Origin of the sequence: Chloroflexus sp., from assembly GCF_034432675.1 — a bacterium.
Taxonomy (GTDB): Bacteria; Chloroflexota; Chloroflexia; order Chloroflexales; family Chloroflexaceae; genus Chloroflexus.
Genome location: NZ_DAOUBI010000232.1, coordinates 18,234 through 39,561, shown reverse-complemented (window position 1 = coordinate 39,561; position 21,328 = coordinate 18,234). Strand labels below are relative to the sequence as shown.

Sequence of the window (21,328 nt, the reverse complement as noted above, 5' to 3'; positions counted from 1 at the left end):
AGGCTCTGGAAGGGGACGAGAACCAGGTGAACGGGAGCCATTAATTTGATATTACATTTATTGCCGGTAAAGACCTGTTTCTCGTCATCCCGTCACTCGTTCATCCTATGGACCCGTCGCTGCGCCGTGAAAGAGCTGCTTTGAGCAGGCGCCAGATTGCCCGATGACGTGGCATGACCTCGAAGACCTGCCCATTTTTACCCTCGCGCACAATGCGTAGGGCGAGTTCGGCTGTCTCTTCGGCTGTCGTGCCGAAGATGCGGAGGACGCGGGGCAATTGCTTGATCGCCTCGCCGCCGGGGCCAACCGTTTCAAAGTGATTGATCATGTCTGTCGGCACCATACCAGGGGTGAGTACGTTAAAGCGCAGGTAGGGGTGGTCTTGATAGTCGCGGGCAAAGGCTTCGGTCAGACGCACAATCGCCGCTTTTGATGTGCTGTAGGCCGAGAGAAAGCGCTGGGCACGTTTTGCTCCACCACCGGAGAGATTGATGATCTGACCGTTACGTTGTTTGATCATGTACGGCAGTGCTGCCCGACAACCGTAATAGGTGCCGAGCAGATTGACCCTGATCACCTGTTCCCAGGCATCGGGCGGTATATCCAGTGCATAGCCGAATGGCCCTGAGATACCGGCGTTGTTGATCCAGAGATCGATCCGTCCCATCTGTGCCACGGCGGCACTTGCCAGTGCTTCAACCTCACTGCGATTGGCGACATCACAGCGAATACCGGTGACGTTCAAACCGGCAGCCTGCAACGCGCGTTCAGCTTCAGTAAGGTTGGTTGGATTGGTTGATGAGATAATAACCTGCGCACCGGTACGGGCCAGCGCTTCAGCAATTGCCCGGCCAATCCCACGGCTGCCGCCGGTGACGACGGCTTTCAGATCGCGTAAGTCGGATGGTGTACGAGCCATGATCTCCTCGCTGGCACAAAACAAGCGAACTCCAAACAGGTTAACGGCGTCGGATCGTCAGGTGATCACCTTCCCGGACAGCACGAATTGACACGCCACGCAGTCCTGGTGGCAAGAGCAGGTGGCGGCGGTATGGGCCAAGTGAAACGACGAGTTCATCACTGCTGACGCTGATACTCAGATCGTCACGGGCCACGCCGGGTAAGCACAGGCGTAGAGATGGATCATCGGCTGGGCCGGTGGTAATGGGTGGCGGTTGTGGCATCGGTGATAGCGTCAGGTCTTGACCGACATCGATGACGGGGTCGATAGCGCCTGGCGTGGCGCTGAAGGGTAAGCGCAGCAATGGCAGGTTCGGCCAGCGGGCCTTGACTGCTACCAGTACGTCTTCCTGTTCGTGGATGACAGACGCTAACCGGTGTCCGGCATCCAATGCCGGCAACAAAGGCCCGACGATGAGGGCATCAAGATTCATACCGAAGAGTAGAAATGCCGGAGCAGAGATAGTGGCTGTGCGCAAGCCGGCTTGATCAGGCCGAATGACCAGCCGTGCTCGCACATGTGCCGGATCAAGGGCAGTATCACGGAGTTGCTCGAACGTGACCCGCGCATCTTGCAGGCGGCCAATTTGCTCAAAGGGCAGCAAATTGGCGGGCAAGGCAGCCCGGGCCAGCGACTCACTCGACTGACCGGGGCCGCGATCAAGCCCGAAAAGCTGACGCATAAGCCAGCGAAAGGTGTCGGGAATGGCTAACGCACGAATGAGGCCATCGGGAGGGCCGGCATCGACGCAAATCACAGCATAGTTACGGCGGGCGTGGATTGCCAGGCGATAAACGGCCAGAAACAGATCGATACCGGGCAGCAACGGCAAATCTTCACCGTTCACCGGTGGGCCTGGAAGCTGAACACGTGCTCGCAGATCATTCCAGATACCGTTCAACTCGTTCAGTGTATTGCATGCCCAGAAATCGAGGTTGGTACGCAGCGTCATTGGCTCAGACGCTGGTGCGACACCCAACAGGGTAGCGGCAGGGTGCGTCGGTACGAGGCTGGTCAGCAGTGTCGATTGCCCACGCGCTGCGAAACCGACTGCCGAAGCAGTAGCAGCCAATGCACTGGCTTCACCACTAAAAAGAATAATCTGCGAGTGTGACGGCCACATTGTATTGATCCTGCCTGCTGAACGGGAGATCTAACCTTTGCTTATCGGCTATTATAACGCGGGAACGCCCGATACCTGCTGCCGCTTTGGTCACAGCTATCCGCTATAATGAGTCGTGTCAAACGCTACAGTGCGTTCTCGTATCTCGTTCTGTTCAGGGAGGCGACATGGCAGAGTCATTGATGCAACAACCGCTCGGCGCCATCCTCGATGCACTGGCTTCGCGTTCCCCTACCCCCGGTGGTGGGAGTGTTGCGGCCTTAACCGGCGCCATGGCAGCCGGGTTAGTGAGTATGGTGTGCGAGCTGACCATTGGTAAGCCGCAATTTGCCACTCTTGAAGGTGAACTACGCGCTATTCATGCCCAGGCCGAGCAGTTGCGCAGTGAATTGCAGCGACTAGCAGATGAAGACATCACCGTATTCAACCGACTGGCGGCCGCCTACAAGCTCCCGCGAACGACGGAAGCTGATGCAGCAACGCGGAAGGCAGCGATTCAGCAGATTACCAGGCTGGCAGCGGAAGTGCCACTGCGTACAGCACAGGCGGCAACGGCGCTGCTGCCGCTCTGTACAACGCTGGCCAATAACTGTGCACGCCTGGTGGTCAGTGATGTCGGTGTAGCGGCATTTCTGATCCGGGCCGCCGTGCAGAGTGCTGCGCTGAACGTTGAAATTAATCTGGCCGCCTTGGAAGATCAATTGTTCGTGCGAGAGACACGGGCACAGTTGCAAGACCTGCTAATCGGACTTGGTGATGAAGTTGATGGTATCGTCACCATTGTTCGGGGAAGGATGGCGGGATGAGCGCACGCATCCTCGATGGTAAGGCACTGGCGCAAGAGCTACGGGCCGAAGCCGCAGCCCAAATTGCTGAATTGCGCACTCAGATTGATCGTCCACCTACAATCGCTGTGGTGCAGGTCGGTGATGATCCGGCGGCGACTCGCTATGTGCGGAGTATTGACCGCCTGTGTCAGTCGTTGGGCGCTGCCTGCCGGGCAATTGCGCTACCAGCAGAAACGGCGCAGGCCGACCTGGAAGCGACCGTGGCGACGCTGAGTGCAGATGATCGGATTGACGGTATCTTACTGCAATTACCGTTACCGGCGGGTTTAACCCTCGATGGTGTGCTAAGCCGGCTTGCACCGGAAAAGGACCTCGATGGTATTCACCCGATCAACGCCGGCTTGCTGGCGCAGGGGCGGCCAACCCTCACACCAAACACCCCGGCTGGTGGTATTGAACTCATGCGGCGTTATGGTATCGAGATTCGTGGGCGGCGTGCCGCAGTGGTTGGCCGCTCGGCAATCGTTGGGCGGCCTATGGCCCTCCTGCTACTGCAAGCCGATGCGACAGTGACAATCTGTCATTCCCGGACAGCCGATCTTGGTGCTGTTTTGCGCGAGTGCGATATTATCGCTGCGGCTGCCGGTCGTCCTGGTCTGATCACTGCCGATATGGTCAAACCCGGTGCAACCGTAATCGACTTCGGTACCAATGTGTTAGCCGATGGAAGTATGGTTGGCGATGTCGATTTTTCCGCCGTGGTTGAGGTAGCCGGGGCAATTACGCCGGTACCCGGTGGCACCGGGCCGGTGACCAACGTCATGTTGATGCGGAATCTGATCACGGCAACGCGCACTCGTCTTGGCATCTAACCGCATGTAGTTACTTACGAGTAAGGATGAGACGTATAAGTTGACGTGCGAGGTGACAATCTCGTACGTGACAAACTACTCTGGCCGTCAGGTGTCACCAGCCTAAAGGTTTTCTGACTCATCTCGCCGACTCGTTGAGATATGTGCCACGGAGTAGGCCTGGGCGAGTGAAGGAATGCGCCGGTATGAAGATTCTGGTTCTCGGTAATGATGGACGCGCTCACGCGCTGGTTTGGAAACTCTTTGCCAGCCCGACGGCTGACGTCCTGGTGGCGCCGGGCAATGGTGGTGCGTGCCAGATTGCTCCCCAGGTTGATCTTGATCCACTCCAACCGGCGCATGTAGCGCAATGGGCATTTAACGAACAGATTGACCTCATCGTTCCTGCCGGAAGTGAACCGCTCTGGGCCGGTTTGGTTGATGAGGTCGTGAGTATGCATATTGGCGTGTGTGGTGCTTCACAGCGCAGCACACGCATCGAATGGAGTCGCTGTTACGCCAAGGAATTGCTCTTGCGCTATCAGCTCCCAACACCGAACGGACGCTGTTTTGCCAGCTTACCAATGGCGGAAAAATATCTGGCTGCTCAGCAATTACCGGTGGTGCTGCGTGGCGATCACCCGGCTACCGGTGAAGGTGTCTACTTCGACCGCTACACAGCCCTTGAGGCGTTGCGGTCATTCTTTGTTACCCGCCCGGTGGAAGGGAGCAGTCACGGGGTTGTGATTGAAGAATATGTGGCAGGGCCACTGGTCAGCTTTTCGGCTATTACCGATGGCAGTCATCTGGTATCGCTGTTACCGGCACGTATCTACGACGGGATGGGGCCACAGCCAGATAGCCCGCCCGCTCCTGGTATGGGGGCCATTACCGGCAATTCAACCTATGCCCAGCGCTTGACGAGCTATCTTGAACGACACATCATGCAGCCCCTTATCGCGGCAATTGCGCGTGAACAATTGCCCTACTGGGGGATTATCGGCGTTGATTGCATTATTGGTGACCACGGCCCACGCATCGTTGGCTTGCGTTGCAGTCTTCGCGATATGGAGGCACAGGCTGTTTTGCCGCGCCTGATCGATGATCTGGTGCCATACTACGAAGCCGCCATTGCCCGTAGTTTACAGCGTTTACCACCACTGCGTTGGCGCGATGAAGCGAGTGTGGCGTTGGCGTTGGTTACCCAAGGTTACCCTCATCATTATCCAATCAATGCAGCAGTTGATGGTGTTGGCGATGTGGACGAAGGCGTATTAGTCTTTCACGACCAGACCGAGTCGCCGTTTATCTTGCGCTACGATCCGTCTCGTCGTGAGCGCCTGTTGGGTAGTCAAAGTGGTAGTCTCTATCTGACCGGCGGTCATGTGGTAACCGTAGTGGCATTAGGGGCAACACTGGCCGGTGCGCGTGGTCGTGCGCTCATTAACGCCGAACGTATTCGCTTTCCTGGTCGGATGTATCGCGACGATGTGGGAGCTGGTGAGCGGTGATCGCACTGACTGAGAATGGTTCCATGCCTTGATCGACGAGGATGACAACCGATGAACATCTCGATTGCTACTACTGATGACGAAATTGCCGCCTGCTATCCGATCATGTGCCAGTTGCGACCGCAGCTTACCCAACCTGAATTTGTTCCACGGATTCGCCGGTTGATGGCAATGGGCTATTGTTTGGCGGCACTTATCGATAAGAATGAAGTCGTTGCAGTCGCCGGCTTTCGGTTCGGTGAGAATCTGGCCTGGGGTCGCTTTCTGTACGTTGACGATCTGGTGACTGATGCCAATCGGCGTTCACATGGCTACGGATCGGCACTCCTGAACTGGTTGAAACAGTATGCCTTGGCTGCCGGCTGTGATCAATTACACCTTGATTCCGGTACTTGGCGTAAAGATGCTCACCGGTTCTACGAACGGGAAGGCATGCGGTTGAGCAGTTTTCATTTTGTGAGCGATGTGCGGGCAAAGTGATGTAGCCGATGGCATCTCAAATCTGAACCAATACCGGATATCATCGCTGAGGCTTTTAATCATCATTGGCGAGAACCTGCACAGCGTGTTGCTGCTTTGTCCGCGATGCACGGACAGCCCCCTTAGGGCTGGCTGCCAAACCGTACTTATACCACTCCTTCACCAGAGTCTCGGATTGGTACGAGTACGCCCCGCGCCTTTTGGTACGCACAGTGGAAGCTTTCGCATGCCAAACCTTGTCACGGATAACCCGATCCAGAAACCGTATCCATGTCGGTGTGTGATACCGTGTGCAGCGGAAACGCCGTTCTCTGCATCTGCACTTATGTCGCCGCCGAGACGATGGTGCGATTACGAGTGATGACTTCGCTCCTGTGAGTGTGTAGATACAGCTCAGCATCACAATATGATCCATCCAGGTCTGATAACAAATTGATATAACCTCGTTGATTGACTTTCATGACGCAGTGTGTTATACTCAAACTGGATAACGCATTGCGTTATACGACTACCGAAATCGCTCAGACTATGCTATGATACAGACAGTCTGAACACCAGTTACTCGCACAAAGCAGGAGGTTACTCATGACAACCGTAGAAGAGATTGAAGTCAACGTGCGCCAGATCGACGAGACTCCACCGCAGGTCAATCCGAGCGTTCAGGTATTTGAGATTGTTCGCAAGCTGATGCTGGCCGGGATCGGTGCTTTTGCGCTCAGCCGTGAAGAGGCCGAGGCTTTCCTCAACCGGCTGGTTGAGCGTGGTGAGCTGGCGCAGAAGGATGCGCAGAAGCTGTTTGATGAGACAATGGAGCGCTTCCGCAAGACGACAATGCCCCAGGCCGATCAGGTACAGACCAATCTCAACAACCTCACAGCCCAGGTCGAGACCAGCTTCGAGCAGTTCCTCAATCGGCTTAATATTCCATCGAAGCGGGATATTGATGAGCTGAGCGCCAAGATTGCGCAACTGGCTGTGCGCGTCGAAGAGCTGCGCCGTGCACAGGAGGCGCCGGCCCGTACCCGTGGCCGCAGCGAGGCTAAGGAAGAGAGCAGCGAGAAGTAATTCTTCTGATATTCACTGAACGCCGGCGCTACGGTGATGCCCGTAGTTGCCGGCGTTTTGGCGCAGCGTGTTATAATTGCCGCTGAGACTATCAGGTTCGTTTGGAGTAATGGATAGTGTAGCCGGAACGCTCTCAGTTTCATACCAGCAACGTCTGGCACAAGGCGGCAATTCTATGCATCTGATCAAGAAGTACGCGAATCGCAAACTGTATCATACGAATCAGAAACGTTACATTACCCTCGATGGCATTGCCCGATTGGTGCAAGAGGGTGAAACTGTTCAGGTACTCGACAACGAGACCGGCGACGATATTACCGCTAACATTCTGGCCCAGGTTGTGTTACACGCCCGTGGTCGTCAATCGCCGTTACCAACCAATTTGTTGACCGATCTGATACAGGTGGGTGGCGACACGATTGCCAATTTGCGCCGTGCTCTTTTCAGTTCGCTTGGAGGCGACGATTTGATCGAAGCCGAAATTGGGCGGCGGATCGATGTGCTGGTGGATGAGGGTGAACTCTCACCGGAGGAAGCTGATCGCTGGCGCAAACTGCTCTTGCGGCAGGAGTTTGCGCACGATGCCCGCAACCGGCTGGCCGACCGGATTGCTGATGTGCCCACTCGTAACGATGTCGAACGGTTGCATGCGCAAATCGATGCGCTGGCTAGTACGGTCGAACAATTATTGCGGCGGCGCTAAAGGGTTCATTTTGGTATTAAACGCAATTGTATAGCGATTCGGTTGATGGTAGAGCCAGACAGGTTACAGCGAGCCTGATGTCCCCTTGTGGTTAAGCAGGTTATTTACTCTTCTAAACACTCCACGTCATTCCTGTGCGTCGGGTGCGCGTTAGTGCAGAGAGGCATGGTATGCATCGTAGCAAAACTGCTCTGGTCCTCGCTGGCGGTGGTGTTGCTGGCGCTGCTTACGAAATTGGGGCGCTCTGTGCCATTGATCAAGTGCTCGAACATCTTTCTGTTAATGAATTTGATGTCTACGTCGGCACCAGTGCCGGAGCGTTGATCAGTGCCTGTCTGGCGAACAATATGTCACCACGCACGTTAATTAGCGTGCTTGAAAGCTCGCTGCTCGGGATTGATCAGCTTGAACCGTACCATCTCTATCAGTTGAATATCACCGATCTTCTGTATCGGGCTGCTCATCTACCCGGTGCCCTGGTACAGGCGATACAGCGTTGGGTTCGTGAGGGTGGTGAAGTTTCGTTACTCGATCTGATTGAAACTGTGGCGGTAGGCTTGCCGACCGGCCTCTACGACTCGCGATCCCTTGAGCAGTACTTGCGCGCAGCCCTTGAGCAGCCCGGTCGCTCGAATCGTTTCGCCGATCTTGATCGTGAGCTAATGATTGTCGCTACCGATCTTGATACGGGTGAACGGGCGATTTTCGGTTTGCCACCTCTTGATGATGTGCCAATCTCGCTCGCAGTATGTGCTTCGGCAGCTATCCCCATTTTTTATCGACCGGTACGAATTGGTGATCACGACTATATCGACGGCGGTCTGCGGGGTACAGCCAGTCTCGATGTAGCAATTGAGCGCGGTGCAGAATTGATCGTCTGTATCAACCCGATGGTGCCTTTCGATAATCGTCGGCATCCACCCGGTGCGGCCATTAGTGATCAGGGAATCCAGCGTATCGGCAATCAGGTTTTTCGTACTTTTATTCATGCCGGCCTGCATTACCATATCAAACAGGTGCGCCGACGCCATCCTGAAGTTGATATTATTCTAATTGAGCCATCCCGTAAAGATCGGACAATGTTCGCCGAGAATACGATGCGCTTTCATACCCGGATGACGATTGCCCGGCATGGCTTTGAGAGTGTGGCCCGCCAGTTGTGCGAACATTATCCTTACTATCGTGCGATGCTGGCCCGTCACGGTATTACTATCAGCGATGGGCGCATCCGCCAGGACCTCCGCAATTTACAAATGGCCGGCGATAATCCGCATCTGGTACATGCAGCTCTGGTGACCGGTGGTTCACTACACACAGCTCCAGCCGGCCTGGCCTCGACCCTGGCTGAACTCGACCGTTTACTGTCGCGCCTTGAGGTAACCCGCTGAGATGATAGTCTATATTGCCTACCCAACCAGCCTGAATTTGCAATCGGCGAATGCGCTGCAAACCTTTACGACACTCCGTGAATTGCGTGCCCGCCGTCCTGATACGCTGGCACTCATTCCAAGATGGGGATTTGAATCGAGTCGATTTCAAGAATTAAATGTCGTCCATTTACCGCGACCGGCCATTGGCAAGCTGTCACGATTGTATAAGAGCACGCTGTTGTATTATCTCGAACATTCGGTATTTGCCGCGATGACCGTAGTCTTTGTCGCTCCACAGCGTCGTCAGGTTGAAGCAGTCTATATTCGTCAACCGATCATTGCTGCGTGGTGGTCCGGCTGCTTTGGTCCACAATTGGGCATACCGGTGATTTACGAGGCTCACGATCTCGAATCACGTAATCCTTCACGCGCAAAAGAACGTTGGGCACGAGGTTTACTCGACTTGATCGACCGTACTGCGCTGTGTCGGGCAACTGCTGTAGCTTCGCTTACCAATGATTTTCGCTGTCTGCTCTCCCAGATCGGCTGGCGCGATCCCGCAGATGTCGCTGTCATCCCTGATGCTTACGATGAGCAGATCTTTACGCCACAAGATCGTGCGCAGTGTCGGGCTGAACTGGGGTTGCCGCCACACGTGCCGATCATTGCGTATGCCGGTATGACCTTTGCCCATCGCTGGCTCGATGGTCTTTTGAGTGCCCTTCGTTCACTCAAGGTGACCTACCCCACCCTTACAGGACTGATTCTCGGTGGTCGTCCTGGTGAACGGGCTGCGCTGACTGCCCACGCAGTGAGTGAAGGCTTTCGCGTCGCCGATACAACAACGACACCGGCTGATCTCTACATCCTGCCACCCCGTCCACAAGTCGACGTGGTACGTTGCCTGGGTGCGGCTGATGTGCTGGTTATTCCTGATACCGTCACCGATGTTACTGCGTCGCCTTTGAAGCTGTTTGAATATCTGGCCCTGGGTTTGCCGCTTGTGTTGCCGGCGATTCCAGCTCTGCACGAGATCGTTCCGCCTCATCTGGCGTACAGTTTCCCTCGGCGCAACCTGACCGGCTTACAGGAAGCACTGTCCGCAGCCCTCAATGAACGTGATCTGGCACTGGCAACCGCCCGCCGGGCAGTTGCCGCCAACCATACGTATGGCCGACGGGCCGAGCGGATTCTGGCTCTGGTGGATCGGGTACGAGCAACGGCATGAGCGTGGATGTGCGGCTATGTCTGCACGGCAAGGTACTGCTAACCGGCGGGTTCAAACCCTGCCTCAATTCGTGGAAGGCCGGCGGGGCTGGTCCGGTGAGCGTACTTGATCGCAGCCCCTGTGGGGCTGGCACGCTGTCAGGCAGGTCTTTTGCCCGCATGACGACAGGGCTGGCCGGGGTTCGTGCTCTCAGCCCCTTTTCATTTACTTATGGTGTCAACATATTGGCTTATCCGACAGTTATCACAACACACGAGACACTTCGTATTGCGGTGATCATGATGACACCCTGGGTTGTCCCAACCGTCTATCGGTGGCGACTCCACTGCGTGCTTCTGCACCCCACTGATTTGGCTGATTGACGATCAGATCGCTCGATTAATGGCAGGTACCTCAGCGGTTCCGTAGGGGCGGGTTATGAACCCGCCCCTACTATACGAGGGATGCGGCGAACGAGGGGTGGCGAAAGGGTGCGTCTTGGATTGCGTGCCATGCGTTGGCATGTACCAGATTTGGCATCAGATTGCAGCCGGTGCCTGCCAGAGGCAAATGCGACCGTCGTGGGCGCCGGTAGCCAGTAATTGCCCATTGGGACTAAAGCTCAGACAACTGACACCAGCGCTATGTTCGAGGATCGGCGGGTGAGGTTGGCCCTGTTCGGCCAGCCAGAAGCGAGCACTACGATCTTCACTGGCGGAGGCAAGCAATGGTACACAAGGACTGAAGGCCAGACCGCGTACCGGTGCCGTATGGCCGTGTAATGTGTCAAGGGCGTGAAAATCTTTTACGCGCCAAAGGCGGATAGTGGTACCGCTGCATGCGGCCAGAATCGTACCGGCTGGATTAAAGGCGACGCTGTAGATAAAGGTATTGAATCCTTCGATTGGTTTCAGGGGTTGGTGATCGGTAATCTGCCAGAGGTAGATCGCGCCATCGTAACAACCGGCAGCTAACATCGATCCATCAGGCGAAAAGCTCAACGAGTGTACGAATGGACAGGTGAACAAACCAATTGGTTCTATCTTTCGTTTCCGAATTTCGTAGAGCGTGATCGCTTCTCCCCAACCGCCAACCGCCAGATAACGACCATCAGGACTGAAACAGACACTCTCGACAGGGCAACCGGTCTGGTGAATGAGTTGCACCATCTGCCAGTTGTCTGTTGTCCAGAGTCGTATCGTTTCATCATCGCTACCGGTTGCAGCCAATGTGCTATCAGGACTGACAGCAACAGCGCGGATGGTGCTCTCGTGACCGCGCAGCGTATGGATTTGCTCGCCGCTGCTCAGGTTCCACACCCCAACCGTATAATCGTCGTAGCCGGCCAGTAACCAGCGACTGTTTGGGTCAAAGGATAGGCTGCCTACCTGTGAACCGGTGATCATACGACGGAGCAGGGTGCCAACTGGTGTTGGTGATGAGGTCTGCGGTTGGGAAACAGGTGCAGCCTGGGTGGGAGTGGCCGGCTTTGATGAGGCGGGTGTTGCGGTCGTGTCGTTAGATGAAGAAGATGCTGTCTGGGCAATAGGCCGGATTGCAGCGGGTGAACCACTCGTAATTGGTCGGCCACGCAGCCGGTGTAGTGCCTCGCGCATTTCGCGCACTGATTGTGGTCGCTGATTGATCAGCGTCGCCATTCCCTGCTCAATCAATTGGGCTAACCCTTCGGGCACATGGGGAGCCAGGCTCCGAATTGGGCGGAGTGGATCGGGTTGACCATTGACCAGACTGGCCATGCGGGTCATTGCATCAGGTGGTAAAACGCCGGTGAGCAAGTGATACAGCGTTGCTGATAGCGAGTAAATATCACTCCGCGGATCGGGTTCACCATCACGCATTTGTTCGTATGGTGCGTAGGGAGGGGTAAAACCGTAGACTTTGCGGGTGCCTGAACCATCAATATCAGCGACAACCGTCATACCGCCGCGCGCCAGGCCAAAATCGAGTAGGATAATATCATGATTTGGCGTTAACTTCAGGTTTTTCGGCTTAATGTCACGATGAATGACAGGCACCGGACGGGTATGCAGGTAGTGTAATACATCAAGTAGTTGATCAGTCCACTTCACAACCAGCGGTAATACTTGCGGCGATGCAAAGCGCCGTCCCAGGCGAGCCAGTTGATTGCCCAGGTCCTCGCCGTGGATGAATTCCATCACCAGAAACTGGCCCTGTGGCTCGATGAAATGGTCAATAACTCGGGGCAGCGCCTGATGGCGCAGCCGGGCCAGAATTTGCGCTTCCCGTTCAAATGCCTGCCGGTACGCATCGTCGTTGAACAGGGTCTGTTTGAGGGCAACATCGATGCGCAGTCGCAGATCGCGGGCGTGGTAGACAGCACCCATCCCACCTTTTGCGATCTGAGAGATGACACGATACCGACCCTGTAAGACTGTTTCCGGCGTAAGCATCTACTAATCCTTGCTCTATTTTGAACCAAACTATCCCCTATTATAACAAAATGTAGGAGCAGCGGTACCTACTCCACTGCTCTGGATAAAAGTAAAATACTACTTGTAAGTCTACTATAAAAGATCGTATAATCCGGTCAGGATGTTGATCACTATCTCATAGTGCGCCGGGCTCGATGATTGCGATAATCATGTCTATCGTGCTCAATGCCCGCCAGTAAGCACGGTAGGTGCAGAAGCTACATTTCTGCACCTCAAACCAGGCGATAGTTTGTGACACAGCTTTATGAGATTAGGTTCTACACAAGGTCGTATGCTTCAGCCAGAATTTCAATTGGATGGCGGGTGGTAACGCCGGTAGCGCCGCTAATTTGCCAGCGACAGGTCTCGCTATCGCAAAGCGCAAGCTGTTGACCGCTTGAACGCACAAACTCGAACAGCGGCTTGCCAACATCCATTGCGATCTGGTACTTCTCGCGTTTCAATCCATATGTTCCGGCAATACCGCAGCACTCGGCACGGCTTTCGTGCAGGCGCAGACCAGGAACCAGGCTCAACACATCGAGTACCGGGCGTCCGATCCGGTGCGCACGTAACTGGCACGGTGGATGGTAGGGAAGGCTGCGTTCCAGCGGGCGAAAATCGGTACGCAACCGACCTTGTTCGTGCAGATCGCGCAGAAATTCAAAGATGTCGTAGGTGCCGGCAGCTACTGCTCGCACATCATCACCGTGTAATCCGAGCAGTTCTGGCGCTTCTTCTTTCAAGGTTAGCGTGCAACTGGTGCTGGTGCCAACAATTGGAATGCCGGCACGTGCATACGGTAAGAGTTGTGCAACATTGTATTCGTGATGCTTCTGCGCCGCCGGAAAATCACCGTTAGAGAGTAACGGCAAACCACAACAGCGTTGAGGTGGTATGATCACCTCGAAGCCGAGGTGTTCGAGAACCGCGATAGCAGCTTTGCCAACGTGTGGTTCGTAAAAGTTGGTGCTACAACCGTGGAAGTAGACCACTTGTGGAAAGCGACCGGTCACTGTTACTTTACGACGTTGGAACCAGCGCCGAAACGTGTAGGTGCTGGCTTTGGGCAATGGCGCATGGCGGTGAATACCCATCACCTGTTCGATGAGCCAGCGAGCCGGGGCAAACTGAAGTGTGAAATTCACCAGTGGAGCATGGGGACCGCAACTCAGCCGTCCAACCAGGCCAGAGCGGGCAATGATCCGATTGCGGAGCGACATACCGCGTTCGGCCACGATTTGGGCACGGGCACGGGCGTTTAGTTCGGCGATGCGCACTCCGGTTGGGCAGACCTGGTTACAGACCCGACAACCCGAGCAGTAATCAACCGATGCGTCGGGAACCGGCTGCGCAGCATGGCGAAAACGTTGCGCTTGTGGCCCAACGTATTTCGGACCAGGAAAGGCATCGGTCACCGCTGCCACTGGACAGGCGGAAGTGCAGATGTTGCACTTGATGCAGTGATCAAGCGATTGCGTGAGCGATAGCTCGATGTGATCCATAGCGATTGTTCCTCTTGGTCGACTACTGCTGCCCAGCTTTCCAGCCGGTGGCAATAGCGACACCCTCAAGGCATCCTTCACGAATCGGATCAAAACCGGCAAGCGCACTGCCGGCAACCATCACATTTTCGTAGACCAGTTGACCTCCGGCATCGAGTGGACGCAGATCACGATCAACACGCACCCCACTCTGAAAGACTGGATGACCGTCTTCGGCAAGGAAGCGAGGCGCAAACCAGCCCGCTCTGCCGGCGGGCGTCTGGAGGGGAAGGTCGAGCGCAGTTTCCCGAAGCTGACCTTCCGGTGTTGCCCTAACTCCACCACCGAGGATGCCGCCGGTAGCCAGTACCCAACGGCGGGCAGTGTGCCGTTGCTCACGAGCGGCTGCCTCACTGAAAACAGCAACCAGTGTCTGCTGAACATGCTCACCGCGTTGGACAAAACCGCCCAACTGCACCCTGCCTCCCAGGCGGATCAATTCGTCTTCCAGCATATGATAGAGCCGCATCCCGGCCACAGAGGTGGGAAGCGTAGGAATTTCAAAGATCAGTGCGCCAGACCGATTCTGTAAATCACGTACTACTTCGGTCGCATGTTTCAAACCGAGAATAGCCGGCATCCCAATGCGTGCATACCCTCCCTTACGCACCAGACCTGCGAGCTGGTCGCCGACACTGGCCCGAAAAGCGGGCTGATCGAACAGGCGTGCCAGCGTCACCGGGTTAAAGTCGCGCTGACGACCGGTTGGAGGAAGGGTAAGCTGCGCTGCTTCAGCATGAATGCCCTGCGCACGTAGATTGGCCGCGATAAGGGGCGGGAAGAAGTCACGCAGTTCGCCGAAGCTGGCGATCAGAGTAGGCCGTCCATCACGCAACTGGCGGGTGTCGCCGGCGATCATAGTTGCCGGGGTAAAGGCGGTAGGGCGCAGTGCGCCCAGTGCAGTGGGCAAAAAGACGTTATGGTTGAGATTACCGACGAGCGGATAGCCGGCAGCCTCGCAGATTGCCCGCAGTCGGGCAATTCCATGCTCGATCATGGTCGGCCCGCTCAGCGCGTAGGGATGGTGAGGCCGTTCTACTGCCAGTTGGGCAATCCCGGCCAAAGGATCATCTGCCGCTGCCAGCAGATCGATACAGCCACTGGCCCAGTGGGTCGTTCCGTGACCCTTCGCCAGCACCAGAACTTTTTCCCCCCGTTCGGCACGCCCGATGGCGGCCATCATGCCGGCCAGACCGGCACCAATGACAATCGTATCGTACATATCACTCTCCCGGCAACCTATGCCTGCACATACTCAGTTGCAATTGCCGGGTGTTGCGTCACCAATCCACCACCCGGTTCGGCCAATGTGCGCAGGCGATCAATGCCCAGCACACCGACGTAGATCAGTTCATCGAGGCGTGCCTGTCGTAACTGGTCGCCCCACAATACCGGTGTGAGACCTTTCCAGCGTTCCTGGAGAAAGTGCATGATTGCTTCGTTCGTATGAACGTGGTTGAGCCCCGCTGCACAGCGTTGTTCATAGAGCAGGTTGGCGGTACGGTAGATACACCAGCCGCCCTGACATGGCCCCATGCCCATGCGTACATCGCGGCGAATATCGTCAAGGTTATGCGCACCGGCATCAATTGCAGCCTGAATCCGGTCGCGCGTCACCAGCTCGCATTCACAGATCAGATCACCAGCCGCGTGGTGACTCTCAACGAGCGCTAATGGTTTCCCCAGCCAGTAGTGAGGGGTTTGCGCAGCCGGATTGGGTGAAACAGTGACCGTCGCGTGGCTACTGTGCTCGAAACGGGGCACCGGCAAGACCTCGCTTGCCGTGCGACAGGGTTGAGTATTACCCAGGCGGCGAGCAATCTCATTGACCGTTTGTTCGGCCATCAGCCGATAGGTTGTCCATTTACCGCCAACAATTGAGAAGATACCACTCACGCCATCACGCTCTTCGTGGTCAAGCAATTTGAACGTGCGGGGAATATCGCGGTCACTGGCCACATCTTTATCTTTGTAGAGTGGGCGCACGCCAGCCCAGGCTCGTAAAGCGCGATACTGACGGAAGCCGGGAATGAGCTTCTCGCCTTCATCGAGCATAAACTGTATCTCTTCGGGTTCGATCCCAAAGACATCGGGATCGGGAACGTGGACATCGGTCGTACCGATCACAGCAACCGTGTGAATTGGCACGATAATGTCACCATCAGACGGCAGCTTACAGCGATTGACCACAGTATTCACCATACGGTGGTTCATCGCAACCATGGTACCTTTACCGGGCACGACATTCACCGTTAGCCCGGCCAGGGCGGCAATCTTCCCGGCCCAGGCGCCTGCCGCGTTGAGTACATACGCGCAGTCGATTCGCACCCGTTCACCGCTACGTAAATCCTCGACGATTGCGCCTACGACGCGATCCCCGACCCGAATGAGTTCGACAACATGATGGTAGGTGCGAATATCGGCACCATATTCACGTGCCGCCAGTGCGACCGAATGGGTAGCAAGGAACGAGTCGGCAGAGCCGTCGGGAACTTCAAAGACGCGGGAAATGCGGGGGTTAAGGAGTGGTTCACGACGCAGCATCTCGGCGACGCTGATCTCCTGAACCGGTACACCGGTACGATGGCAGTTGGCGACGAAGACATCGCCATAGCTCTCATCGTCCCACGGTGTAATCACAAAGAAGCCAGAGGTTTGCTCGATACAATGCGGCATGATCCGCCGCAAAATCGCGTTTTCGTGGGCGCATTCGCTGGCTGACTGGGGGTCTTTGGTTACGTAGCGCCCGCCTGAGTGGAGCAGGCCGTGATAGCGACCGGTGGTACCGTGTGTCAAATCGCCCTTTTCCACCAGCACACAACGGATACCGCGCATTGCCAGATCGAGTGCGCAACCGGTGCCGGTAGCGCCGCCACCAATAACCAGCACATCGGTGGAGATAGTCTGCATAATGAACTCCTGACGGGCAGCAAGACCGGCAGGAGATATCCCGCCGGTCTTGCCACAATGGTCTGTTCGGGTGCGGTGAGGGTGGTTTACTCCACCCAATCGAAGGTACGGGTAACTGCCTTCTTCCAGCCCCGATAGAGCCGCTCGCGGGTTGCTTCATCCATCTGTGGCGTCCAGGTGTGATCAACCCCCCAGTTGGCCCGCATCTCATCGGTATTTGACCAGAAGCCGACTGCTAAACCGGCAGCGTAAGCAGCACCGAGTGATGTGGTCTCTGCAACTTTAGGCCGAATAACGGGAACACCCAAAATATCGGCCTGAAATTGCATCAGAGTATTATTGTACACCATACCACCGTCGACCTTCAAGGCGGTCAGCTTGACGCCTGAGTCCTGTTCCATCGCGTCGAGCACCTCGCGAGTCTGGTAGGCAGTGGCTTCGAGTACGGCACGGGCGAGGTGACCTTTATTGACATAACGAGTCAGGCCAACAATCACACCGCGGGCATCCGAGCGCCAGTAGGGAGCGAAGAGGCCGGAGAAGGCGGGTACGAAGTAGATACCGCCGTTATCTTCGACCAGATTCGCCAGTGCCTCAACTTCCGCCGAGGATGTAATCAGACCAAGGTTATCACGAAGCCACTGCACCAGTGCACCGGTGATAGCAATTGAGCCTTCGAGGGCGTAGACGGCGGGCTGATCGCCGAACTTGTAACAGACGGTGGTTAGCAAGCCACTCTTGGACGGGACCAGTTTCGTGCCGGTGTTGAGCAGCATAAACGAACCGGTACCGTAGGTGTTTTTGGCCTCACCGACATCGAAGCAGGTCTGTCCGACCATGGCCGCCTGCTGATCACCCAGGATACCGGCTACCGGCACACCGGCCAGGTCTCCTGTTGCCGTACCGTAGACCATACTGGAGGGCACGATCTTGGGCAGCATCTGGCGCGGAATTCCCATGATACCGAGAATCTCATCGTCCCAATCAAGGGTTTCGAGATTCATCAGCATCGTGCGTGAGGCGTTGGTCACATCGGTAACGTGGACACCACCGTTGGGCCCACCGGTGAGCCACCAGGTCAGGAAGGTATCGATGTTACCAAACACCACATCACCGGCCTCCGCTGCCTCGCGGGCGCCGGGCACATTGTCGAGAATCCAGCGAATCTTGGGACCGGAGAAGTAGGTTGCCAGTGGCAAGCCAACCTTGGGGCGGAACCGATCCTGACCGCCGTCGGCGGCAAGTTCATTACAAATCTGGTCAGTGCGGGTGTCTTGCCAGACTATCGCATTGTACACCGGTCGGCCTGTTTTGCGATTCCAGACCACCGTTGTCTCGCGCTGATTGGTAATGCCGACGGCGACAATATCGCTTGCGCTCAGGCCGCCTTTGCTCAGTGCCCCACGAATCACGCTTTGGGTGCGCTCCCAAATCTCATCGGGGCTGTGTTCTACCCAGCCGGGACGGGGATAAATCTGCTCGTGCTCTTTCTGGTCGTAGCAAATGACATTCCCGCTATGATCGAAGATCATACAGCGGGTACTGGTTGTACCCTGATCGATAGCAGCGGCGTACTTTGCCATAATCGAAGACTCCTTTGTCTATACTCACACGATCTGGTTGGTATACCATCACCCCTTGGCTGCCTGCTCGACTACCTCAAGCAACGCCTGAGCCATCAGGTAAGCAGACGCTGCACCGGGATCGCGATGACCAATCGAACGTTCACCAAGATAGGATGCGCGGCCCTTAGTCGCCAGCATCGGTTCAGTTGCGATCATGCCCTGCTCGCAGGCGGCAACTGCGGCGCGCATTGCTGCCTGCAGATCACCGCTTGCTGCATACTGTTCTTTCAACGTATCAATTGCAGGCGCGATCGCATCGATCATCGTCTTTTCGCCACGAGTCGCTTTGCCACGGGTTTGAATGCCTTCCAGAGCAGCACTTAATGCGGCGATCAATTCTTCTGCGCCGATGGTTGTACGATTACCAATCGCAGTGCTAGCCCGCAGAAATGCTGTGCCGTACAAAGGCCCGCTGGCACCCCCAACCGTAGAGATGAGAGTCATCCCGGTCAGTTTCAGCAAACCGCTGATGCTACGGTCGGTCGTGGTTGGCAGCTTACTTATCACCATGCTGAAGCCACGATCGAGGTTAACACCGTGATCTGCGTCACCGATTGCGGCATCGAGCCTGGTCAGATAGTCACGCTGCTCTTTGACTCGTTCAGCAACCAACTGGAGAAAACTTGTGACATGATCGGCGGTGATCTGCATGGCCCCTCTTTGTGTCTAATCTTGTGGCGGGGTACTCACCCCGCCACAATACTGCTCATTCTCCTTACCTGCCCCAACGTAATGCCGGTGTATGCACCGGTGCATCCCAAAGTTTGATCATCTCATCGTCCAGGCGGAGAAGCGTAAAGCTGACACCGGCCATCTCAAGTGATGTGATATAGCTTCCCACCAGTGAACGAGCAATGGTAATATTGCGATCCTTCAGGATACGTGCCAGTTCATTGTACATTACGTACAGCTCGATAAGCGGCGTGCCACCCATACCGTTGACAAACGCCAGCACAGCATCACCGCTCTTAAAGGGCAGATCTTCCAGGATCGGGCCGGCCAGCATCTCAGCAATATCCCGCGCTGGAGCCAGCTTCTCGCGTCGCCGGCCTGGTTCGCCGTGAATACCAATGCCAACTTCCATCTCATCATCGGCCAGCTCGAAGCCCGGCTTTCCAGCCTGGGGGACGGTACAGGGTGTTAGCGCCATACCCATGCTGCGACCACTGGCATTTACCCGTTCGGCAATTGCCTTACAGGTAGCCAGATCAGCACCGGCCTCGGCCGCAGCTCCAACGATCTTCTCGAGCAGAACTGTTACACCTACCCCACGGCGACCTGCCGTCCAGGTGCTGTTTTCGACTGCCACGTCATCATTTGTTACCACACTGGCGACCTCAATTCCCTCCGCGGCAGCCAGTTCAGCCGCCATCTCGAAGTTCATTACGTCGCCGGTGTAGTTCTTGACAATGTGTAAAACACCCTTCCCGCCGTTAACCGCCTTGGTTGCCGCCAGCATCTGATCCGGTACCGGCGAGGTGAAGACTGCGCCTGGACAGGCGGCATCGAGCATGCCGTAGCCGACAAAACCACCATGCATCGGTTCGTGACCTGAGCCGCCACCGGAGATGACACCAACCTTGTTGTGTGGTGCGCCAACACGCACAATGTAATCAGGATCGTAGTGAACCTGAATCAGGTCGGCATGGGCAATTGCCATTCCGGCTAATGCCTCCTTAACGACATTCTCCGGTGCGTTGATCAACTTCTTCACAGGCTTCCTCCCTTGAAGCGATGACTGCTAACCGTTCGTAACGATGCATAGCACATCACATACCTAACGCATTCGCCAATAGCGCTGCAATGGAACCACCAATAATCGGACCAACAACCGGTACCCACGAGTAACCCCAGTTGCTATCGCCCTTACCGGCGATCGGTAACACAAAGTGAGCAATACGGGGGCCAAGGTCACGAGCCGGATTAATCGCATAGCCGGTTGGCCCACCGAGCGAGAGGCCAATGCCCCATACTAGTGCAGCAACCAGGTACGGGCCGAGACCACTGGCCGGGTTACCCCCCGTAGCTCCATCGCCACTGAAAATGGCGAAGATGATGAAGACCAGAGCGAAGGTGCCAATCACTTCGGTAATGATATTGTTGACCGGATTGTTGATCGCCGGACCGGTGCTGAAACAGGCCAGCTTCAGACCAGGGTCTTTGGTAACTTCCCAGTGTGAAAGATAGGTCAACCAGACCAGGGTTGCCCCGATAAACGCACCAATGAACTGGGCGATAATGTGCATCACTGCAGTACCGACATCGTAGCCACCGCGAATCATCACAGCAATCGTGACTGCCGGATTGAGATCGGCTCCCGGACTACCCAACGCGGCTGCAGTAAACACACCACACATCACGGCAAAGGCCCAGCCTGTGGTAATCACGATCCAGCCACCACCATTCCCCTTCGATTGCGTGAGCAGAACGTTGGCAACAACACCATTGCCAAACAGGATCAGCACCATTGTGCCGAAAACTTCGCCCAGAAAGGACGCAGGCATAGAGGGTCTCCTCCTTGCAACACAAAACAGGCGGAACCAGTTCGTACGAATCACCCTTGATCCAGCGTTCAAACAGAGAACGTGATACGCGCCGATTCTTACCCGCAACATAACCTGTTGCTATACACGCGCTGCGTGGCGTGCCGGCGCATCTGAACTAGGCGTGCGCGCCGTCTCAATCGCAGCATCCGACGACCCGCCCTGCGCACCTCCTTTCTTACCGACTATACGGC

Annotated in this window: 18 protein-coding genes; 8 read left to right on the top strand and 10 right to left on the bottom strand. The window is 55.9% G+C overall.

Features of this window, described 5'->3' with window-relative positions:
* Positions 1–100: 100 nt before the first annotated feature.
* Complete coding sequence (locus VAE55_RS17450) at positions 101–919, bottom strand: SDR family oxidoreductase (RefSeq protein WP_322816997.1); 819 nt, start codon at positions 917–919, stop codon at positions 101–103.
* Between the two features lie 40 nt (positions 920–959).
* Entirely contained in the window at positions 960–2,084 is a 1,125-nt protein-coding gene (locus tag VAE55_RS17445; RefSeq protein ID WP_322816996.1) for an ArsA family ATPase, read from the bottom strand.
* Positions 2,085–2,251: 167 nt separating this feature from the next.
* Here VAE55_RS17445 and VAE55_RS17440 point away from each other — a divergent pair, with 167 nt between their 5' ends.
* The 8 genes from VAE55_RS17440 to VAE55_RS17405 all read left to right on the top strand — a co-directional run bounded on the left by VAE55_RS17440 (position 2,252) and on the right by VAE55_RS17405 (position 10,080).
* Positions 2,252–2,890 carry a cyclodeaminase/cyclohydrolase family protein gene (locus VAE55_RS17440; protein ID WP_322816995.1) on the top strand — a complete coding sequence of 213 codons (639 nt, stop codon included), beginning with the start codon at positions 2,252–2,254 and terminating at the stop codon, positions 2,888–2,890.
* Positions 2,887–3,744, top strand: a complete 858-nt coding sequence (locus tag VAE55_RS17435; RefSeq protein ID WP_322816994.1) for a bifunctional 5,10-methylenetetrahydrofolate dehydrogenase/5,10-methenyltetrahydrofolate cyclohydrolase — start codon at positions 2,887–2,889, stop codon at positions 3,742–3,744. Before VAE55_RS17440 ends, VAE55_RS17435 begins: the two co-directional genes overlap by 4 nt.
* Before the next feature lie 185 nt (positions 3,745–3,929).
* Positions 3,930–5,234: a phosphoribosylamine--glycine ligase gene (locus VAE55_RS17430; protein ID WP_322816993.1), complete on the top strand. Its 1,305-nt coding sequence runs from the start codon at positions 3,930–3,932 to the stop codon at positions 5,232–5,234.
* A gap of 51 nt (positions 5,235–5,285) precedes the next feature.
* Positions 5,286–5,714, top strand: a complete 429-nt coding sequence (locus VAE55_RS17425) for a GNAT family N-acetyltransferase (RefSeq protein WP_322816992.1) — start codon at positions 5,286–5,288, stop codon at positions 5,712–5,714.
* A gap of 585 nt (positions 5,715–6,299) precedes the next feature.
* Positions 6,300–6,779 carry a phasin family protein gene (locus VAE55_RS17420; protein ID WP_322816991.1) on the top strand — a complete coding sequence of 160 codons (480 nt, stop codon included), beginning with the start codon at positions 6,300–6,302 and terminating at the stop codon, positions 6,777–6,779.
* Between the two features lie 175 nt (positions 6,780–6,954).
* Entirely contained in the window at positions 6,955–7,482 is a 528-nt protein-coding gene (locus VAE55_RS17415) for a polyhydroxyalkanoate synthesis regulator DNA-binding domain-containing protein (protein ID WP_015909395.1), read from the top strand.
* 170 nt (positions 7,483–7,652) lie between these two features.
* The gene (locus VAE55_RS17410) at positions 7,653–8,870 is read left to right on the top strand and encodes a patatin family protein (RefSeq protein WP_322816990.1); all 1,218 of its coding nucleotides are present in this window, start codon (positions 7,653–7,655) and stop codon (positions 8,868–8,870) included.
* Between the two features lies 1 nt (position 8,871).
* Positions 8,872–10,080, top strand: a complete 1,209-nt coding sequence (locus VAE55_RS17405; RefSeq protein WP_322816989.1) for a glycosyltransferase family protein — start codon at positions 8,872–8,874, stop codon at positions 10,078–10,080.
* 518 nt (positions 10,081–10,598) lie between these two features.
* Here VAE55_RS17405 and VAE55_RS17400 read toward each other — a convergent pair.
* The 8 genes from VAE55_RS17400 to VAE55_RS17365 form a co-directional block, all read right to left on the bottom strand.
* The gene (locus VAE55_RS17400) at positions 10,599–12,491 is read right to left on the bottom strand and encodes a WD40 repeat domain-containing serine/threonine protein kinase (protein WP_322816988.1); all 1,893 of its coding nucleotides are present in this window, start codon (positions 12,489–12,491) and stop codon (positions 10,599–10,601) included.
* Between the two features lie 299 nt (positions 12,492–12,790).
* Positions 12,791–14,017 (bottom strand): anaerobic glycerol-3-phosphate dehydrogenase subunit C, encoded by a 1,227-nt coding sequence (locus VAE55_RS17395; RefSeq protein WP_322816987.1) that lies wholly within the window; start codon positions 14,015–14,017, stop codon positions 12,791–12,793.
* 22 nt (positions 14,018–14,039) lie between these two features.
* Positions 14,040–15,278: a glycerol-3-phosphate dehydrogenase subunit GlpB gene (gene glpB / locus VAE55_RS17390; protein WP_322816986.1), complete on the bottom strand. Its 1,239-nt coding sequence runs from the start codon at positions 15,276–15,278 to the stop codon at positions 14,040–14,042.
* Between the two features lie 17 nt (positions 15,279–15,295).
* Positions 15,296–16,966, bottom strand: coding sequence for an anaerobic glycerol-3-phosphate dehydrogenase subunit GlpA (glpA, locus tag VAE55_RS17385; RefSeq protein ID WP_322816985.1), 1,671 nt, complete (start codon positions 16,964–16,966; stop codon positions 15,296–15,298).
* Between the two features lie 86 nt (positions 16,967–17,052).
* A complete protein-coding gene (gene glpK / locus VAE55_RS17380; RefSeq protein WP_322816984.1) occupies positions 17,053–18,549 on the bottom strand; it encodes a glycerol kinase GlpK in 1,497 nt (498 codons plus the stop codon).
* 48 nt (positions 18,550–18,597) lie between these two features.
* Positions 18,598–19,242 carry a dihydroxyacetone kinase subunit DhaL gene (gene dhaL, locus VAE55_RS17375; protein ID WP_322816983.1) on the bottom strand — a complete coding sequence of 215 codons (645 nt, stop codon included), beginning with the start codon at positions 19,240–19,242 and terminating at the stop codon, positions 18,598–18,600.
* Between the two features lie 64 nt (positions 19,243–19,306).
* Complete coding sequence (gene dhaK, locus VAE55_RS17370; protein WP_322816982.1) at positions 19,307–20,305, bottom strand: dihydroxyacetone kinase subunit DhaK; 999 nt, start codon at positions 20,303–20,305, stop codon at positions 19,307–19,309.
* 55 nt (positions 20,306–20,360) lie between these two features.
* Positions 20,361–21,095 (bottom strand): MIP/aquaporin family protein, encoded by a 735-nt coding sequence (locus tag VAE55_RS17365; RefSeq protein ID WP_322816981.1) that lies wholly within the window; start codon positions 21,093–21,095, stop codon positions 20,361–20,363.
* Positions 21,096–21,328 lie beyond the last annotated feature (233 nt).

What these genes read in the sequence shown, in the direction of transcription:
- VAE55_RS17440 (WP_322816995.1), top strand. Translation starts at nt 2,252, where the DNA reads ATGGCAGAGTCATTGATGCAACAACCGCTCGGCGCCATCCTCGATGCA.
- glpA (WP_322816985.1), bottom strand. Translation starts at nt 16,966, where the DNA reads ATGCAGACTATCTCCACCGATGTGCTGGTTATTGGTGGCGGCGCTACC.
- dhaL (WP_322816983.1), bottom strand. Translation starts at nt 19,242, where the DNA reads ATGCAGATCACCGCCGATCATGTCACAAGTTTTCTCCAGTTGGTTGCT.
- glpK (WP_322816984.1), bottom strand. Translation starts at nt 18,549, where the DNA reads ATGGCAAAGTACGCCGCTGCTATCGATCAGGGTACAACCAGTACCCGC.
- glpB (WP_322816986.1), bottom strand. Translation starts at nt 15,278, where the DNA reads ATGTACGATACGATTGTCATTGGTGCCGGTCTGGCCGGCATGATGGCC.
- VAE55_RS17405 (WP_322816989.1), top strand. Translation starts at nt 8,872, where the DNA reads ATGATAGTCTATATTGCCTACCCAACCAGCCTGAATTTGCAATCGGCG.
- VAE55_RS17395 (WP_322816987.1), bottom strand. Translation starts at nt 14,017, where the DNA reads ATGGATCACATCGAGCTATCGCTCACGCAATCGCTTGATCACTGCATC.
- VAE55_RS17435 (WP_322816994.1), top strand. Translation starts at nt 2,887, where the DNA reads ATGAGCGCACGCATCCTCGATGGTAAGGCACTGGCGCAAGAGCTACGG.
- VAE55_RS17410 (WP_322816990.1), top strand. Translation starts at nt 7,653, where the DNA reads ATGCATCGTAGCAAAACTGCTCTGGTCCTCGCTGGCGGTGGTGTTGCT.
- VAE55_RS17430 (WP_322816993.1), top strand. Translation starts at nt 3,930, where the DNA reads ATGAAGATTCTGGTTCTCGGTAATGATGGACGCGCTCACGCGCTGGTT.
- VAE55_RS17365 (WP_322816981.1), bottom strand. Translation starts at nt 21,095, where the DNA reads ATGCCTGCGTCCTTTCTGGGCGAAGTTTTCGGCACAATGGTGCTGATC.
- VAE55_RS17450 (WP_322816997.1), bottom strand. Translation starts at nt 919, where the DNA reads ATGGCTCGTACACCATCCGACTTACGCGATCTGAAAGCCGTCGTCACC.
- VAE55_RS17420 (WP_322816991.1), top strand. Translation starts at nt 6,300, where the DNA reads ATGACAACCGTAGAAGAGATTGAAGTCAACGTGCGCCAGATCGACGAG.
- VAE55_RS17425 (WP_322816992.1), top strand. Translation starts at nt 5,286, where the DNA reads ATGAACATCTCGATTGCTACTACTGATGACGAAATTGCCGCCTGCTAT.
- VAE55_RS17445 (WP_322816996.1), bottom strand. Translation starts at nt 2,084, where the DNA reads ATGTGGCCGTCACACTCGCAGATTATTCTTTTTAGTGGTGAAGCCAGT.
- VAE55_RS17415 (WP_015909395.1), top strand. Translation starts at nt 6,955, where the DNA reads ATGCATCTGATCAAGAAGTACGCGAATCGCAAACTGTATCATACGAAT.
- VAE55_RS17400 (WP_322816988.1), bottom strand. Translation starts at nt 12,491, where the DNA reads ATGCTTACGCCGGAAACAGTCTTACAGGGTCGGTATCGTGTCATCTCT.